The sequence below is a fragment of the Flavobacterium cauense R2A-7 genome, from assembly GCF_000498475.1.
Taxonomy (GTDB): domain Bacteria; phylum Bacteroidota; class Bacteroidia; order Flavobacteriales; family Flavobacteriaceae; genus Flavobacterium; species Flavobacterium cauense.
On sequence record NZ_AVBI01000002.1, the window covers coordinates 1 to 15,510 of the forward strand.

General features: G+C 29.6%; 19 protein-coding genes. All 19 read right to left on the reverse strand.

The genetic code is table 11. The features are described 5' to 3' along the window. Positions 1–294 precede the first annotated feature (294 nt). Complete coding sequence (locus FCR2A7T_RS02660) at positions 295–678, reverse strand: hypothetical protein (RefSeq protein ID WP_023569723.1); 384 nt, start codon at positions 676–678, stop codon at positions 295–297. Positions 679–883: 205 nt separating this feature from the next. Next, positions 884–1,870, reverse strand: coding sequence for a retropepsin-like aspartic protease family protein (locus FCR2A7T_RS02665; protein ID WP_035117070.1), 987 nt, complete (start codon positions 1,868–1,870; stop codon positions 884–886). Positions 1,871–2,085: 215 nt separating this feature from the next. After that, positions 2,086–3,030: a hypothetical protein gene (locus tag FCR2A7T_RS02670; protein WP_035119101.1), complete on the reverse strand. Its 945-nt coding sequence runs from the start codon at positions 3,028–3,030 to the stop codon at positions 2,086–2,088. Positions 3,031–3,178: 148 nt separating this feature from the next. Then, complete coding sequence (locus FCR2A7T_RS15115) at positions 3,179–3,802, reverse strand: hypothetical protein (RefSeq protein ID WP_131473141.1); 624 nt, start codon at positions 3,800–3,802, stop codon at positions 3,179–3,181. A gap of 194 nt (positions 3,803–3,996) precedes the next feature. After that, positions 3,997–4,386 carry a hypothetical protein gene (locus FCR2A7T_RS02680; protein ID WP_023569728.1) on the reverse strand — a complete coding sequence of 130 codons (390 nt, stop codon included), beginning with the start codon at positions 4,384–4,386 and terminating at the stop codon, positions 3,997–3,999. A gap of 198 nt (positions 4,387–4,584) precedes the next feature. Continuing rightward, positions 4,585–5,346: a hypothetical protein gene (locus tag FCR2A7T_RS14635; RefSeq protein WP_023569729.1), complete on the reverse strand. Its 762-nt coding sequence runs from the start codon at positions 5,344–5,346 to the stop codon at positions 4,585–4,587. 165 nt (positions 5,347–5,511) lie between these two features. Then, the gene (locus FCR2A7T_RS02690; protein ID WP_023569730.1) at positions 5,512–5,979 is read right to left on the reverse strand and encodes a hypothetical protein; all 468 of its coding nucleotides are present in this window, start codon (positions 5,977–5,979) and stop codon (positions 5,512–5,514) included. Positions 5,980–6,140: 161 nt separating this feature from the next. Then, positions 6,141–6,518, reverse strand: a complete 378-nt coding sequence (locus FCR2A7T_RS14640; RefSeq protein ID WP_051369490.1) for a hypothetical protein — start codon at positions 6,516–6,518, stop codon at positions 6,141–6,143. 170 nt (positions 6,519–6,688) lie between these two features. Next, entirely contained in the window at positions 6,689–7,063 is a 375-nt protein-coding gene (locus FCR2A7T_RS02700; RefSeq protein WP_023569732.1) for a hypothetical protein, read from the reverse strand. Between the two features lie 210 nt (positions 7,064–7,273). Then, positions 7,274–8,098, reverse strand: coding sequence for a DUF3800 domain-containing protein (locus tag FCR2A7T_RS02705; RefSeq protein WP_023569733.1), 825 nt, complete (start codon positions 8,096–8,098; stop codon positions 7,274–7,276). Positions 8,099–8,825: 727 nt separating this feature from the next. Further along, positions 8,826–9,443 carry a hypothetical protein gene (locus FCR2A7T_RS02710; RefSeq protein ID WP_023569734.1) on the reverse strand — a complete coding sequence of 206 codons (618 nt, stop codon included), beginning with the start codon at positions 9,441–9,443 and terminating at the stop codon, positions 8,826–8,828. Between the two features lie 164 nt (positions 9,444–9,607). Then, positions 9,608–10,066 carry a hypothetical protein gene (locus FCR2A7T_RS02715; RefSeq protein ID WP_035117074.1) on the reverse strand — a complete coding sequence of 153 codons (459 nt, stop codon included), beginning with the start codon at positions 10,064–10,066 and terminating at the stop codon, positions 9,608–9,610. Between the two features lie 176 nt (positions 10,067–10,242). Continuing rightward, the gene (locus FCR2A7T_RS02720) at positions 10,243–10,728 is read right to left on the reverse strand and encodes a hypothetical protein (protein WP_023569736.1); all 486 of its coding nucleotides are present in this window, start codon (positions 10,726–10,728) and stop codon (positions 10,243–10,245) included. 213 nt (positions 10,729–10,941) lie between these two features. After that, positions 10,942–11,544 (reverse strand): immunity protein Imm33 domain-containing protein, encoded by a 603-nt coding sequence (locus tag FCR2A7T_RS14645; RefSeq protein WP_051369491.1) that lies wholly within the window; start codon positions 11,542–11,544, stop codon positions 10,942–10,944. A gap of 177 nt (positions 11,545–11,721) precedes the next feature. Continuing rightward, complete coding sequence (locus FCR2A7T_RS02730) at positions 11,722–12,258, reverse strand: hypothetical protein (protein WP_023569738.1); 537 nt, start codon at positions 12,256–12,258, stop codon at positions 11,722–11,724. Positions 12,259–12,985: 727 nt separating this feature from the next. Then, a complete protein-coding gene (locus FCR2A7T_RS02740; protein ID WP_035117083.1) occupies positions 12,986–13,210 on the reverse strand; it encodes a hypothetical protein in 225 nt (74 codons plus the stop codon). Then, positions 13,207–13,584: a hypothetical protein gene (locus FCR2A7T_RS02745; protein ID WP_023569740.1), complete on the reverse strand. Its 378-nt coding sequence runs from the start codon at positions 13,582–13,584 to the stop codon at positions 13,207–13,209. Before FCR2A7T_RS02745 ends, FCR2A7T_RS02740 begins: the two co-directional genes overlap by 4 nt. Positions 13,585–13,751: 167 nt before the next feature. Next, complete coding sequence (locus tag FCR2A7T_RS02750) at positions 13,752–14,474, reverse strand: hypothetical protein (RefSeq protein WP_023569741.1); 723 nt, start codon at positions 14,472–14,474, stop codon at positions 13,752–13,754. Between the two features lie 190 nt (positions 14,475–14,664). Further along, positions 14,665–15,510 (reverse strand): hypothetical protein (locus FCR2A7T_RS14650; protein ID WP_207382680.1); only part of this gene is annotated, 846 nt, incomplete at its 5' end.

A 15,510-nucleotide genomic window follows, 5' to 3' on the forward strand; every position in this document is an offset into this window, starting at 1 on the left:
CAAATGGCTTATAACGTCCCGTGGCTTTGCGAAGTTTGGGTTTATATATCCCCAAGCCTTTCCATTAGGACTAAAGCAAATATACAAAAAGCTCGTCCCATTAAACACCTAAGCCCAAATTTCGCAAAACCACTGTTAGCAGATGTTTTTTTTATTCATTTTTCTTGTCTTTATAGAAAGACTTAAAACAAAGAAATTTAAAAAAACATTATTATTCGCTCAATTATAATAATCAAAATTATAATTTCCAAAAGAATTCCGCCAACTTTATATTTACATTTTCATAACCTTTTTTTATCTCATATAACTTATTAGAATGTGTCCGCTTTCATTTCGTACAAACACCGCTTTTATTTTTTCCCTGAAATCAAATTCGATATAATATTTTGTTTTGTTCTTTTCCACCAAAAAACTTTTATAGTCATCATAGTTATTTAGCGTGTCGATGATTTTAAATTCAGAATCAGACACTTCCTCTTCGGTAACACTCACTCCGGTAATGACTACCTTTTTGTCGATTATTTTAACGGAAATATTCCTGTCAGGGGTTGCCACAACAAGATCACCCATGGCATCATCATTAAACACCACTTTTTCAACCTCTAAATATGTACCTTCTTTTTGTGCAAAAGCATTAACGGATAAAATCAAAACGAATAATACAAGTAACTTTTTCATAATGTGTTTTATTAATTGGTTCATAGCTAAGGTAATACTCTTTTTATATCCCACAACAACTATAGAAAAAATTGTTGTATTTCAATTTTCTATTTTTTAAAATTCCGCTAACCACTGTTAGCAGATGTTTTTTATTTATGATTTAGTTCTTCTGTTAAAGCCAAAATTATATTTGTTAGACCATTAGTTAGATTTTGTATTCCAATTAGTTTTCAAGAGTTAGTATCTTGGATTTATTGTCAATTGACCATTTTTGAAAATTATCTAAAAAGTTTCTCCCTAAAAGTAATGGTGTTTCAGATATAGATACAGATGTGATTACGTTTTTGATTGTAATATTGCCAACTTTGACTTGTTTAAGTTTTGCTCTTCTACATATTACAATTGAACCATCAGCAATTCTGTATAAGGCTGGCTCTAAGTAGTCTGTTTTTTGTAATAAATTTTTTGAAATTAACTCTTTTTCAACAGATTGAGAAATAGATATTTCACTCGCTCCAGTATCTAACACAAAACTCTTTCTAATACCTGATATTTCTACCCAAATTTTGTAAACTCCATTAGCACTTGTTAATTGTATCTTGTTAGATTTACTATTTGCTGATATGACATTATTACTGTTTTTGAAGTTTTTATTAGCAAATGGATCATTGTCAAACTTTTGATATTTTATATCTTCTTTAGCTAGCGAGATTAAATATCTTAATGAATTAAATATCTTATCATTAGTGTCTTTGGAGTGAAATGAAATATCTAGCTCACTGGTGTTATCAGATGAAATCCGTTGACCATATTTGTCATAAGTGGTTTGGTGTATACATCCGGCATTTCCACTTGAACAAAAAATTTGTGTGTAAAAATCTGCACCAGTAGATAAACTTTGTTTTATAAAACCCTTATTGTAAAAATCAATATCGTCTATAGAAAATGTAGTTGTTTTGAAAAGAAGCATTTTGTAGTTCTGGTTCTTTATTCTATTGTCTATTTCATCGCTAGTTAAATTTGCCCTATCAAACCAAAAATCAGCTACATATTCTGTAAGCATAAGTTCACCGCCGGGTTTTAAACTTAATACTCTAGACACATTTCCAATTTTTGAATTAATATAATTCATCGTTTCATCAATTGTCAATTCTTGTGCAATTCCATTAAAGGAACTAAATATTGCTAACATTAAAATTTTTAATTTCATATTTATTGATGTTTTTTATGACTATTCTTGGTCAAAATATCTGCTAACGTCCCGTGGCTTTATGAAGTTGCGGTTTCCCACTCACGGAACTTCACAAATATACCGAAAAGAATTAAAGAAAAACCTGAATTTTTATGCAAGAAGTGCGAGCACAAACTTTTCCAAAAAATCCCAAGCCCCGCAATTTCATAAAACCACTGTTACCAGAAGTTTTTCTATATACATTCGTTTCTCACTTTTACTTTCCTTTTTTCTAATTCTTCCTTCATTTCAATCCATTTGCTATCTTTTAGTGTTCCAGCTGGATACATTCCTCTTTTAAAATCTTTAGTGATTACTCGTAAAATATTTGATTGATTTTGTTGAGTTTCGTAAACAATTTCCTCAATATCTGTAATTCTATATATTATCTTCTTCCAGAAGAAATAATGGTTTTTTACAATGAAAAAGTTTTTAGAAACTTCAAAATAATTCATTGAGTAAGCATTTAATAAAAACCAAAAAATACAGATAGGAATTAAAAACTTCATTTGGTCAAATTTGGATATCTTGCCTTCGGTGAATATTAATAAGTAAACAAAAAATCCTATTAAACCCCACATCATTAATCCTCTAAATGAAAATATTGGGTTACCTTTAAATTCATAAAAATTTTCTTTTTCGATTTCTCTCGGATTAATCTTTTGAGTATTTATTTCAAATGTTAGTTTTTTATCAATTACGATTTGTTGAATAAAAGATTTTATTTCCCAACTATTTGAATACATATCATCAAAAATAAATTCGGTTTTTTTGTTGTTAAAATTTAAAGTTGCAACTTCCATTTGGTAATTAAAAAAACCAAAACCCTTTTTACCAGTCAGTTTTATATTTTGAATATCAGTCCAATAATAAGTTCTTTTGTTTATTATGATTTTTTCGTTATCAACAACAATTTTAGGAGATCTTTTGACGTAATTTTTTATGAAATTAAATGCAATGAAATAAACAAATAGACCAAAAATTGGCATTAAATAAGTTTTGGTTTCTACTTCGTTTGAAGACCATTTCTTTAAGAAAATATAAATCATAAAAGTTCCCATTGCTCCAAAAAATATTATTGAAAATATTATTGAAGTCCAAATTGTCTTACGATTTTGTTTTGAGGCTATTTTTGTCATAAAATTTCTGGTAACGTCCCGCCGGCTTTAAGAAGTTGGGGATTTTTGTTCCCAAACCATTCCATTAGGACTGAAGCCAAATATATGAAATTACCTTTAAATTTTGCCTATAGCCCCAATTTCTTAAAACCGCTGTTGTAGGCAGTTTTTAATCTCCGTAAATTCTATACCAGTTTTCTTCCAGCTTCCAATTTTCCTTCGGATTTTTTTTGATTTCCTCTTCAAAAGCTTTTATATCATCTTCGTCCTCTGTGTAAACAAAATATGTTGATGGATTGTCAAGGAAATTTCTAAAAACCCAAAAATGAATTGTGTATTTTCCGTTGTTTTCATTTTTTCTAATGCCTATATCATTTCCGCTGTTAGAAATGATTGGAAATTCAAAAGGAAGTTGACAAACCCAATTATTCCAAGAAACATTAGGTTTTAGCTCTCCATTTTTTACTTTCTCAACAATTTGGTTTCTTTTATAAAAAAAGACATTCCAATCAACTTTTTCAATAATCACATTTGGTATGTAATTAGCTTTGTAAAATGTTAGACCAAGTAATGATAACGCTATAATAGCTTTGTAAATCCTAATTTTAAAAATTTGAGAATTTGATTTATTTCGATATACTTTTATGATATTTCTAATTGATAAAGTAATTAAGAAAAGTATAATAGCTAGCCAAACAAATGGGGCAACAAAAAAATGTAAATAATAGTAGAAAAGTAGTTCAGAAATTATCCAAACTACAATTATCAAAATATACACTTTCCAATTTTTCAATTCCGTTTATCTAAAATTGCCTACAACGTCCCGCCGGCTTTGTGAAGGCGGGGATTTTTGTTACTGATTCTTACAAATATACCGAAAAGTTTGAAAGAAAAAACTTGAAATAGAGTAGAGAAGTGCAAACACCGGCTCTTCCTGATACACACCCAAACCCCGCTTTCACAAAACCGCTGTTAACGGCTGCCATTCTATTCAATTATTTCGTAAAATAAATTTTTAAATTTAATCTGTAATTCAGAGTTTGGATTTATTCCAAGAATGAATTTTCCATTTTCGTCCTTACTTAAAAATTCTGGATCAAAATCAATTACGGTAAAATCATTTTCTTTCTTAATCAAAGAATCAGAAATCATTCCATCATATTTGATATACTTAAAATTGTCAATTTCCGTAAAGCTTATTTTAATCGTTTCTCTTTTGTAATCTTTGAGTAGATTAAAACAACTAATTATTAGGTTGATTTCATTAATTCCCGTTTTAAACGTATCGTTGCTTAAATCAATATTTGTTTTGTACTCAAAGTTTAAAACAAGCGCATCGTGAAAACCATCATAGTTGGCAATTAATTCTTCAATCATTTTTAAGCGTTTCGTTTTTTATGGTTGCCGTTAACGTTTTGCGGCTTTAAGAAGTGGCGTAATTTTCTTCACAAGCCATCACAAATATACCGAAAAGGGATTAAGAAAAAACTTCATTTTAAAGAAAAAATGCAAACACTAACCTTTCCGAAAAATCACTGACCTAGCCATTTCTTAAAACCGCTGTTGTGAGCAGTATTATTTATGAACTCTGATAATTTCTGAAAGTAATACATCAAGTTCATTTTTAAAATTTACTTGAGTTTCGTTTGGTAGAGTTTCTCTATTTCTAATTGGTAAATGTAGAAACGAATCCGCTATTTTTCTTGAAGACTTTTCTAATCGTAACATTATTTCTTGAAAACTTCTATTTCCGTATGAACCACACATATCAACAAAAGTTGTTTTATTGAAGAGAGGAGGTACATGATCAATTATTGCTCTTATTAGCATTGGAATAGTTAAAAACATACCGCTCTTGTTTGCTAAATTTAGCTCTAAACACAAACTTATAAGTTTAGTAAAATCAAAATTCTTAATTTCTAGTTCTTTGAGTTCAGCTATTCTTTTTGCATTTACATAATCTTCAACGTTTTGTTGGGGATTTTCAGATTCCTTTTCTGCTCCGAAATCATTTTTGATAAATTGTCTAGTTACATTATCACCAAATTTTTGTAAAACACTATCATCAATATATGAGCTAATATTCATATAGCCTCTGGTAATCATTCCTTTTTGCTCTATAAAACTATAAAATTCGTCAGCAGACATGGGCGCCGATGAAGTAAATGTGTAAATCTGTATTCTGTTGATTCTGTATAAATTATATTTTTGACCACCTAAAAAAAATGAATGCAAACCTTTATTGTATGCATCTATTATTTTCTGTAAATCCGCATCATCTATCATTAAAATATTATACGTTCCAAGATATGTACTGATAATGATATTGTATCTCATAGTTTTTTAAATATTGCTCACAACGTCCCGTGGCTTCATGAAGTTGGGGTTTATATGCTCCCAAACCATTCCATTAGGACTGAAGTCAAATATACAAAAAGATTGTCCCGTTAAACACTCAAGCCCCAATTTCATGAAACCACTGTTATGCGATCGTTATTGTTTTTATAGTGATGACAATTTTTCAAAATCTTCATCCGATAATTTTCTGAGAGTTTTGTTGATTGAAGAGTAAACATCATATTCTTCTTCGTTTTCTTCTTCACCGTATTTTAGTCCGGATAAATTTTCGAAACTTTTACTAAGAATTAGATTAAAATAAAACTCAAGTTTTTCTTTTACTTCTTCAGTTGAACGTGATAAATATTTTTCATAAAGTTCGCCTTTTCCAAAATCCCCTTTTGCAACAACGAGTTTAAAAAATCCCTTTCTATTATCTAAGTATTCACCGTAAAAACCTAAGTCAATAAAAAAATCTTTGTAACTCGCTTGCAAAATATCTTCTTGGAAATAATGCCAAACATCATCAATTGGATTAGAATTGGTAGGTTCTAAATCAATAAAATTATTTTTATAAACTTTCCATTCTTTTGGAATATTTACTTCCTTATTTTTAAAACCCAAGTTTTTCACAATTTTGGTTATAATGTCGCATAACGTCCCGCCGGCTTTAAGAAGTTGGGGATTTTTGTTCCCAAACCATTCCAAAAGGACTAAAGTCAAATATACAAAAAGCTCGTTCCATTAAACACTAAACCCCCAATTTCTTAAAACCGCTGTTAGCAGCCGTAATTTTACTTTGTTTTTATGAATTCAATTTCGGTATCTATTCTTTCACTTTTAGCATGAACTTTCATTTTATTGCCTTTAGTTTCTAGGATATCTACATAAATTTTTTGCCCAATCATATGACTTACGTCTTCAGGACAATTTAAAATTTTTTCATAGGTCATAATGTAACTGCATTCAGAAGTCCATTTAATTGACGAATGAATAACGATACCTGTCTTTGGATTTGTTTCTATTTGTAAATTTTCAGTTCTAGTAATTTTTTCAGGTTGATTTTCATTTACATATTCAAAATCCCCAGTTTTAAAATCTATGCAATTCTTCTCCTGAGCACAACTGCTTAACGATAAGAATGTTACTATTATTACGATTAGTTTTGTCATATTATGGCTGCTAACGTCCCGCCGGCTTTATGTCAGTGGCGGATTTTTTTATTACTGACGTTTACAAATATACCGAAAAGAGTGAAAGAAAAACTTGAATTTTAATACAAAAAGTGCGAGCAAAAACTTTCCAAAAAAATCCCAAGCCCCGCCATTGCATAAAACCGCTGTTAACTGCTGGCATTGTTTTTTAAGTTTCCGTAATAATTGAAAATACTATTTATGATATTGTCAAAATTTGCTTCACCGTAAAATAATTTAGAAATTTTAATCATTTCACATATTGAGCTTCCTGATTCATTTCTCCAAACATTTTCATCGTCAAGATTGAGTTTTTTTGACTCGATTTTTTCTATTGACAAAGGTGTGCCAAAAAACTCTTTTAGTTCTGTAATAAATTCTTCAATTCGTATTTGATTGTATGTTGGCCAATCATTCATTGCGGTTAAAAACAATTCAGTAACATCCCTCAATTTATGGGTGGAATTATCAACTTCAAGTAAGTTTTCAAGTTCGAAATATGTTTCTATACGATTAGTATTCATTTAGTTAAATAATTATCCGACTGATTTTTAGCGCAAAGTTTGACATGCTTGCAGTTAACGTCCCGCCGGCTTTATGCTGTGGCGGATTTTTTATTACTGACGTTTACAAATATACCGAAAAGTGGAAAGAAAAAACTTCTTTTTAAAGAAGAAATGCAAGCACTGACCAATCCAAAAAATCCCAAGCCCCGCCATAGCATAAAACCGCTGTTATGGGCAGTGTTTCTTGAAATGTTCTCTCATTTTTTGTCTTTGTGTTGAATTTGTAGGAACTTCACATATACCAGCTCCCAAAATTTTATTTTGATGATTTCTGAGTGTTGGTCTAACAGCTTTATTAAATATTTGGACACTTCTTTCATATCCTTTTAATGTCCCTGCCATAACGCCTGCCATAAAATCTGCCAATTGGATTCCAGTACTATGATGTGAAAATTCTAAGTTGAGACTGTCTTTTACGTGTGTATAATTTTGAATGAAATCACCGTTTTCTTGAATATCAAAATATATTTCTCGAAGTAATTTGCTTTTATTGTCACATAACGGATCAAAAAAGAGTACTGCTAAATCTTCATTATTTCTTTGTACTTCAAATTGAACTCGTTGAAGTAATGAAGTTACGTGCATTTTAAATAGATCCTTTTCTGAAAATTTTGCATTCGAATTATTATTTGTAATGGTAAAAACCGTTTTACAAAATTCTAAATTTTGAAGCAACATTAGAGCATTTTCAACAAAGTCAATAATTTTATGGTAATCAATATCTTTAAGAAAGAAACAATCATCCTTTTCGTTTGGTTTTGTGCCCTTCTGATGATGCGTTCGAAGTGTCCAAATATGTGCCCATTTAATTTCTTTTTCGGGCAAACCTGAATCTTGTTTTAAAACAGCAAAGTCTTGACACAAATTTTTATAATCATCGCCATCTATAATAAATAGAGAACGAATATAAAACGGATGAGCTTTTTTCTGCTTTTCCGTTCGAACCGGAGAATAATGCCCACATTCATCGCTAAACGCAAATTTTATTGCCATATCGTTTTTTTAACATTGCCCATAACGTCCCGCCGGCTTTATGTCAGTGGCGGATTTATTATTACTGACGTTTACAAATATACCGAAAAGAGTGAAAGAAAAACGTGAGTTTTAATACAAAAAGTGCGAGCAAAAACTTTCCAAAAAAATCCCAAGCGCCGCCATTGCATAAAACCGCTGTTAACGGCTGCCTTCTTTAATATACAGTAATAAAAAATCACTACAGTTATTAAGTGTTTATATAAAGTGATTAAAAAAATGAATTTAGTTATCAAAAATGGAAACTAAGTTGTTAAAGAGTAAGATTTAGTTATCAAAAATGATGATTAAGTTATCAAAAAATAAAATTTTGTTATCAAAAATAGTGACAGTGTTATCAATGATTAAGATTAAATTATAAAAAAATAAGACTGTGTTATTAAATATTAAGATGAAGTTTCTAAATATTGAAATAGAGTTATTAAAAAAACGAAATAAAGAAATTAAAATAGGGTAGAGTAGTTCTCGCGTTAAGCAATTTTTGTTTTTTTATTCGCTAAACAAATTAATCACATAGTTTTTAGCGTCTCGTCTCTCTTCGGTTGCCGTTAACGTCCCGCCGGCTTTGCGAAGTTTGGGTTTATATTGTTCCAAACCTTTCCATTTAGGACTTAGCCAAATATACAAAAAGATCTTATTATTAATCACTCAAGCCCAAATTTCGCAAAACCGCTGTTAGCCGTAGTAATTATTTATTTGGAGGTGGAAATTTTATTTGTTCATTTACACTTTTTGGCATATTTGGAAATGGTAATTTTAAAGTGTCAAGATTAAGCGCAAACTTTTCAAATTGTTTTTTATTATTTGTAATTTCTATAGAATCAATAATTTTAAAGTGTTTTTCGATAAATTTTCTTGAGATTGTATTTTGAAGTTTTACGAACTGTAAAAACCTTGGATCAGTTTCATTTTTCTTGTAAGTGAAACTTATAATTTTATTAGTATTAAATTTTGCTTTTACTCTTATAGTTGGACCACAATATAAATCAAGTGAGTTTGTGTCAATTTTTGTTTCGTAAAATTTTTCGCTTTTGGATTTGATTTCCTCAGTTATATTTGAAATTATTTTTGAATTGACTTTAGATTTAATGTAAATATATTTTGATTCATTTGGTTTGATTAGTCTCATGGTTTCGACATTACCAGAAAAATTAATTTTTGAATAATCAACACAATCTGTTATTAGTTTGGTTCCCTCTTCATTTGGGATGTAATAATAAGTCATAATTTCGATGCTTTCCAATGTGTTTTCTTTTGGAGAACAACCAAATATTATTATGATTAAAAACAGTGTTAGTTTCTTCATTTACACACGTTTTGGTATTATTACGGCTAACGTCCCGGGGCTTCATGAAGTTGGGGTTTATATATTCCCAAACCATTGAATAACCACGGAAGTCAAATATATAAAATAACCTTTAAATTTTGCCTTAAAGCCCCAATTTCATGAAACCCCTGTTAGGCACAGTATTATTTTAAATCCTCAAAATTAAATTTGGCAAGTTCTAATATTAATTTTACGGTATTTAAAAAATCCTTTTTAGATGTTTTGTCATCACTAATACTTAGGCAATCTACAGTATATTTAACACTATTTAGTGGTACAAAATCAACTTCTGCAAACGTTATTTCAGTCGTGCCGCTATCTAAACAATTTCGATTTACATTAATTACATCACTTGGTTTAATACTTAAAATTTTATTTTTAAGTTTTTCAAAATCTTCATTGGAAATTGTATGTCTATTTGAAGCGGAATCTCCTTTTCTCGCAAATACAAACACTCCGGTTTCACTTTTTTTAATATAAATTTCAACTTCACTAAATACAATGCTAGGATTACTATGTTTAAAGTCAATTGAGAAATCATTGTTTTGAGAATGACTATTTATTGCAAAAGTTATAAAAAATATAGTGAAAATAACTCTCATAGTTTTACGCGTTTTTTTGGTGAATATTGTGCCTAACGTCCCGTGGCTTTGTGAAGTTTGGGTTTATATGTTCCCAAACCTTTCCATTAGAACAGAAGCAAATATACAAAAAGCTCGTCCTATTAAACACTCAAGCCCAAATTTCGCAAAACCACTGTTAGTGGCTGGCTTTAATTTTACCATTTAGATTGATTTTGAATCGATAATTCATATCTCAGTAAATTTGTTTCTATTTCAGCGTATTTGTCAATTGACCAAGATGAAATTGGTTTTGCATTTTTCCCACGCTTATAATCTTTGTAAAATGTTGACCACATTCCTGGTAAAAGAATAGTTCCAAATGTTAAGATTGCTATACAAGGAAAAGTATAGTTGCCATTTCCAAGCATAAAGGCTTGCATTCTTATTTCATCTTCTGCGTTCATTCCGTAATTTAATAAAACATGTTTTAAATCATGACTTTCATAGTTAGGAATTAGTTTTACTTTATTTTCATCCAAAATTTTTGCAATATCATTTCCTAAAGTTCCTTTTGGTAGTTCTCTTAATTTCTCTACTTTCTGATTATAAGGTTTCATATCGTAAAACTTTTCAATTGCGCTCACTGAAAAATCAAAAGAGAATTTGATAATCTTTCTCGATAGAAATCGCATTTTAGTCATTGTCTAAGTTCTTTTTACGCAATTTTTTGGTAAGCTTGCCACTAACGTCCCGCCGGCTTTGTGTCAGGTGGGGATTTTTGTTACTGATGTTTACAAATATACCGAAAAGTTTGAAAGAAAAAGTTGAAAAATAGGAGAGAAGTGCAAACACTGACCATTACCGATAAATCCCTAAAACCCCACTTGCACAAAACCGCTGTTAGCCGTTCGGTTTTATTCCTTCAATAGTTTTTCGTCAAACCAAACATCTTCATATCCATTTTCGGTTATTAGAAATCTAAATCCTTCGTCAAGTCCTAAATAGTCAATTAGTTTGGGCTTTCTTTGCATTAAATGTTCAGCACAAATTGGCTTGAAAAAGTTATCGTCTTCCGAATAATCTCCGCTCCAAATGAACCAACAAACTTCGCCCTTTTTGGTTTTGTGTCGCAATCCATTTAAAGTTTCTAAATCTAAATTATCGGAAATACCAATGTTTAGATTTTTATTAATAGGTTTCCAATTGGAACCATATTTTTCACAAATAGTTTTTTGCTTTTCAATATGAGAATTCCAAAAATTGTATTCTTCTAATTCATCAATATTGGTTTCCAATCTTTTTTTCCAAAGCTTAATATTTAGTTTATTAATTGGGAAATTAATTATTTCATTATCCCATTCAAATAAAGTATCGGAAATTATTTTGTCGTTTTCGTCCCAATCATCTTCGTCCGACATTATAGCGTTAGATGAAAATACCGAAAGATAATTTGCATCAATTTCTTCGTTTAGAAATTTATTGCATAATTCTATCAAATGTTTTCTTTCAATATACATTTTCGTTGTGTTTTCGTTTCGTTCGGCCAAACTGACGGCTAACGTCCCGCCGGCTTTGCGAAGTTTGGGTTTATATTGCCCCGAACCATTCCATTTGGACTAAAGCCAAATATACAAAAAGATCCTTCCATTAAACCCTTAAGCCCAAATTTCGCAAAACCGCTGTTAGCAGAAGGTTTAATGAATCCACTCACAATATCTCATTTTAATTTCCCAATTTTCGCCAGTTCTTTCAAATAAATAGAATGTACCTCCTCCACAAACCATGCTGCATTTATATTCTTCATATATGATGCAATATTTTCCATTTCTAAAAAAAATAGGATGTGAAAATGAATATAGTTTTTGTTTGATTTCCTTAATAAACTCATATTTGCCTTTAGAGTTAATAATTTTATCGCTAATGATTTTGGTATTTGGAAGAATCTCAGTTTTCCATTTTTTCAAATGGTCATTTAGTAATTCTTTTTTTAAATGTTTTAGCTCATCTGAAGTAAAAGTTATTGTATCACTTTCTAGTTCATTAAAACATTCTATCATTTGGGATATACTAGTTGTAGTTTCAGAAACGTATGGAACAAAAGTAAAATCCTTTAAAAACTCTTTCATGAAGAATTTTATTTCCTTTTTTTCATCAAGCATCGATTGAGTTTCCTTTTGAGAATAACAATGTATAAATGAAAATAAACAAAAAATAGAGATTAAATATTTCATCTTAATTTTGCGTTTTTTTGGAAAAACTTTCTGCTAACGTCCCGGGGCTTCATGAAGTTGGGGTTTATATGCTCCCAAACCATTGATTAACCACGGAAGCCAAATATATAAAATAACCATTAAATTTAGCCTTAATGCCCCAATTTCATGAAACCCCTGTTAGCCGTTCGGTTTTATTCAACTTTTTCGACTTCTATTTTCTTTAATTTGATCAGAAAAAAAATGGACATTATTACAATAGCAATAGTTATTACAATTTTTAATATGGTAATACTTAAAATTATCTGTGTAAATATTGTCGAGATTCCGTTAAGAACAATCATTAGAATTATGATTTTTTCTGGATTTAACAGAATTTTATTTAATTTCAATCTATTATATAAAAACACAATTCCACAAATTATTACAATAATATTCCACAAGTAGAATTTATCATTTAGAATAGTTTGAGTATATATTACTTTTTCTATAATTAGAAAAGTTTGTAGTAAAATGATAAAAAACCAATAGAAATTAGAATATTTTAACGGCATATTTTTCTCTAGATTGTTGATTTTAAGTTACGTTTGGTCAAACTGACGGCTAACGTCCCGTGGCTTTGCGAAGTTTGGGTTTATATTGCCCCGAACCTTTCCATTTGGACTAAAGCCAAATATACAAAAAGATCGTTCCATTAAACACTCACTCCCAAATTTCGCAAAACCACTGTTAGCAGCAGTCTCTATATTTATTTAGTATTTGACAGTTTTGTGACCTTTCTTTGTTTTTCAGAAAAATTGAATTCTATGACTTTATTTTCACCCTGCACATAAATAAAAACCTTACCCGTATTTTTATCTAATACTGAGTAATCGTTAAATTTTGCATATCTATTTTTATTCCAAAATAGAACCATAAACGATATGGATAATATTATAAATGCAACTAAGTATATTATTTCTTTCTTTTTCATTTTCTCATTAGTTTTTCTTTTGCTTGTTCTTGATATTGTTTGTCAGATTTTAATTGTTCTACATTAAAGAACAATAAACCAAAATCATCATAATAATTGGACGTATCTTTTTCTAATGCTTTGCGTAATGCAAAGTATGTAACTGAATCATTTACTTTTATACTATCAATGAATTTTTTCATATTTGAGAATTGATATTCACTTAAACTATCAATTTTGTTTAATCTTTTGCTTTTGTTAATTTCATCAATGTCTCGCTTTTTTAATTCAAGAGCAATTTTGTCAATTTCCGATTGATTAAATTCTTTTTGACTGTCTTGGTTACATGACATTATAAAAGATGTAAAAATCAATAATACAAATGTGTTTTTCATTTAACCGTGATTTTTAATGAGATTGCTGCTAACGTCCCGCCGGCTTTGAGAAGGTGGGGGATTATTCTCCCAAAAGTATAAATTAAAGATTTAGTTTACAAATACAAAACCAACTTTAAATTTTGCCTTAAAGCCCCACTTGCTCAAAACCGCTGTTAACAGCTGCCTTATTTACTCATCAGGACCTTGTGAATCTGTATTTCTTTATTTCTAGTTATTGCTTTAATTTCAATTAACACATGGTCATAATACAATTCAAGATGTAAATCATTAATATTCTTGTAATTATTTGTTGGTGTATTAATGAAGTTTTCCGCTTGTTTTATGTACTCCGGACAGCAGGTTTTATATTCTTCTTTATCCTTCAATATTCCATTGTAATACCAATTTTGGTATCCAACTGATTCTTTTTTTATTGAATCAAAATTTTCAAAGCCAATTGTTTCACTGAGTTCATTTTCATTTTTGAAGCCTAGAACTTTGTATAATTTAATATTTTCTGAGTTACCATAAAAATCAGGGATTTCTATAATACCATTATGAACTTTTAAATTAATCCACTCGGTTTGTTTGGTAAAGTCAAGTGGAGACGCAGGTCTATCATCGGTAGTATATTGTAAAAAGCCTAAATTGAATTTTGCTTTAGCGATTACATTCTTGTAACGATTACTATCAAAAATTATTTTTTTGCCATCTAGTCCTTCTTCTGCTAGTTTGAAATAAATAGTAGTATCGTTGAATTTGTCAATTTTAAAGTCATCATTATTTAAACCAGTAATTTCAAATTCCTCAGATTTAGTTTTAGAGATATTTTCAATTTGATTTTTTGATTCTTTTTTACAAGAAGTTAAAATTATTATTCCAAATATTAAGATTAGTGTTTTTCTCATTTTTGGGAAAGGTTGCTGTTAACGTCCCGCCGGCTTTAAGAAGTGGCGGATTTTTATTACTGTTGATTACAAATATACCGAAAAGTTTGAAAGAAAAAGCCTCACTTCGGAGAAGAAAAATATTCACTGACCATTACCGATAAATCCCTAAACCCGCCATTTCTTAAAACCGCTGTTATAGGCAGTTTTTTTATGAATTTTGAATAACTCTTGATACTTCTTGTAATAAAACATCTAAATCACTTTTAAAATTGATTTGAGTCTCTGTAGGCAAAGATGATTCATTCTTTCTAATGTGTGTATGAAGATATGAATCTGCTATTTTGCGACTTGATTTATCTAATATATTCATACTATCTTTAAAACTTTTTGAACCAAAACTACCACAAACGTCTGAAAAGTTAGCTTTTCCAAAAATAGGAGGGACTTGGTCAATTATACTTCTTACAAGAGGTGGAATTGCAAACTTTAAATTGTTTTTGTAGGCAACGTTTATTTCTTTTAAAACAGCTGTAAGTCTTGTTAAATCAAAATCCTTTGACTTTAAGCCTTCTAATTCTTTTATTCTTTTAGGGTCTATATAGTTTTCTTTAGGAGTTTCATTTTCAATTTCTTCTAATTCAGAATCATTGATGAATTGTGAAGTAACATTATTTCCAACTTGTTCTAAAATATTTTTTGGTACATGTGGGTCACTGAAATAGCCTCTTTCTAAAAAATGATTTCTATCACAATAAGAATATAACTCTTGGCCAGTTTTAAATTGATTGTTTTCGAATGTATAAATTTGGAGGTCTAATAAATCACCTGTAAAAAATTTTTTTCCATTTAAGAAAATAGATTCTTTATTTTCTTTATAAGCATTTACAATTTTTTTTGTTTCATTTTCCTCTGTTTCTAAAATTGATCTAGAACCACCTCTTGTTTTAATGTATATGTTGTATTTCATTATTAACGTTTTGTTTGAGTAAAATTGCCTATAACGTCCCGACGGCTTTATGTCAGTGGCGGCTTCTTTATTACTGACGTTTACAAA

What these genes read in the sequence shown, in the direction of transcription:
- FCR2A7T_RS02660 (WP_023569723.1), bottom strand. Translation starts at nt 678, where the DNA reads ATGAAAAAGTTACTTGTATTATTCGTTTTGATTTTATCCGTTAATGCT.
- FCR2A7T_RS02665 (WP_035117070.1), bottom strand. Translation starts at nt 1,870, where the DNA reads ATGAAATTAAAAATTTTAATGTTAGCAATATTTAGTTCCTTTAATGGA.
- FCR2A7T_RS02670 (WP_035119101.1), bottom strand. Translation starts at nt 3,030, where the DNA reads ATGACAAAAATAGCCTCAAAACAAAATCGTAAGACAATTTGGACTTCA.
- FCR2A7T_RS02680 (WP_023569728.1), bottom strand. Translation starts at nt 4,386, where the DNA reads ATGATTGAAGAATTAATTGCCAACTATGATGGTTTTCACGATGCGCTT.
- FCR2A7T_RS14635 (WP_023569729.1), bottom strand. Translation starts at nt 5,346, where the DNA reads ATGAGATACAATATCATTATCAGTACATATCTTGGAACGTATAATATT.
- FCR2A7T_RS14640 (WP_051369490.1), bottom strand. Translation starts at nt 6,518, where the DNA reads ATGACAAAACTAATCGTAATAATAGTAACATTCTTATCGTTAAGCAGT.
- FCR2A7T_RS02700 (WP_023569732.1), bottom strand. Translation starts at nt 7,063, where the DNA reads ATGAATACTAATCGTATAGAAACATATTTCGAACTTGAAAACTTACTT.
- FCR2A7T_RS02705 (WP_023569733.1), bottom strand. Translation starts at nt 8,098, where the DNA reads ATGGCAATAAAATTTGCGTTTAGCGATGAATGTGGGCATTATTCTCCG.
- FCR2A7T_RS02710 (WP_023569734.1), bottom strand. Translation starts at nt 9,443, where the DNA reads ATGAAGAAACTAACACTGTTTTTAATCATAATAATATTTGGTTGTTCT.
- FCR2A7T_RS02715 (WP_035117074.1), bottom strand. Translation starts at nt 10,066, where the DNA reads ATGAGAGTTATTTTCACTATATTTTTTATAACTTTTGCAATAAATAGT.
- FCR2A7T_RS02720 (WP_023569736.1), bottom strand. Translation starts at nt 10,728, where the DNA reads ATGACTAAAATGCGATTTCTATCGAGAAAGATTATCAAATTCTCTTTT.
- FCR2A7T_RS14645 (WP_051369491.1), bottom strand. Translation starts at nt 11,544, where the DNA reads ATGTATATTGAAAGAAAACATTTGATAGAATTATGCAATAAATTTCTA.
- FCR2A7T_RS02730 (WP_023569738.1), bottom strand. Translation starts at nt 12,258, where the DNA reads ATGAAATATTTAATCTCTATTTTTTGTTTATTTTCATTTATACATTGT.
- FCR2A7T_RS02740 (WP_035117083.1), bottom strand. Translation starts at nt 13,210, where the DNA reads ATGAAAAAGAAAGAAATAATATACTTAGTTGCATTTATAATATTATCC.
- FCR2A7T_RS02745 (WP_023569740.1), bottom strand. Translation starts at nt 13,584, where the DNA reads ATGAAAAACACATTTGTATTATTGATTTTTACATCTTTTATAATGTCA.
- FCR2A7T_RS02750 (WP_023569741.1), bottom strand. Translation starts at nt 14,474, where the DNA reads ATGAGAAAAACACTAATCTTAATATTTGGAATAATAATTTTAACTTCT.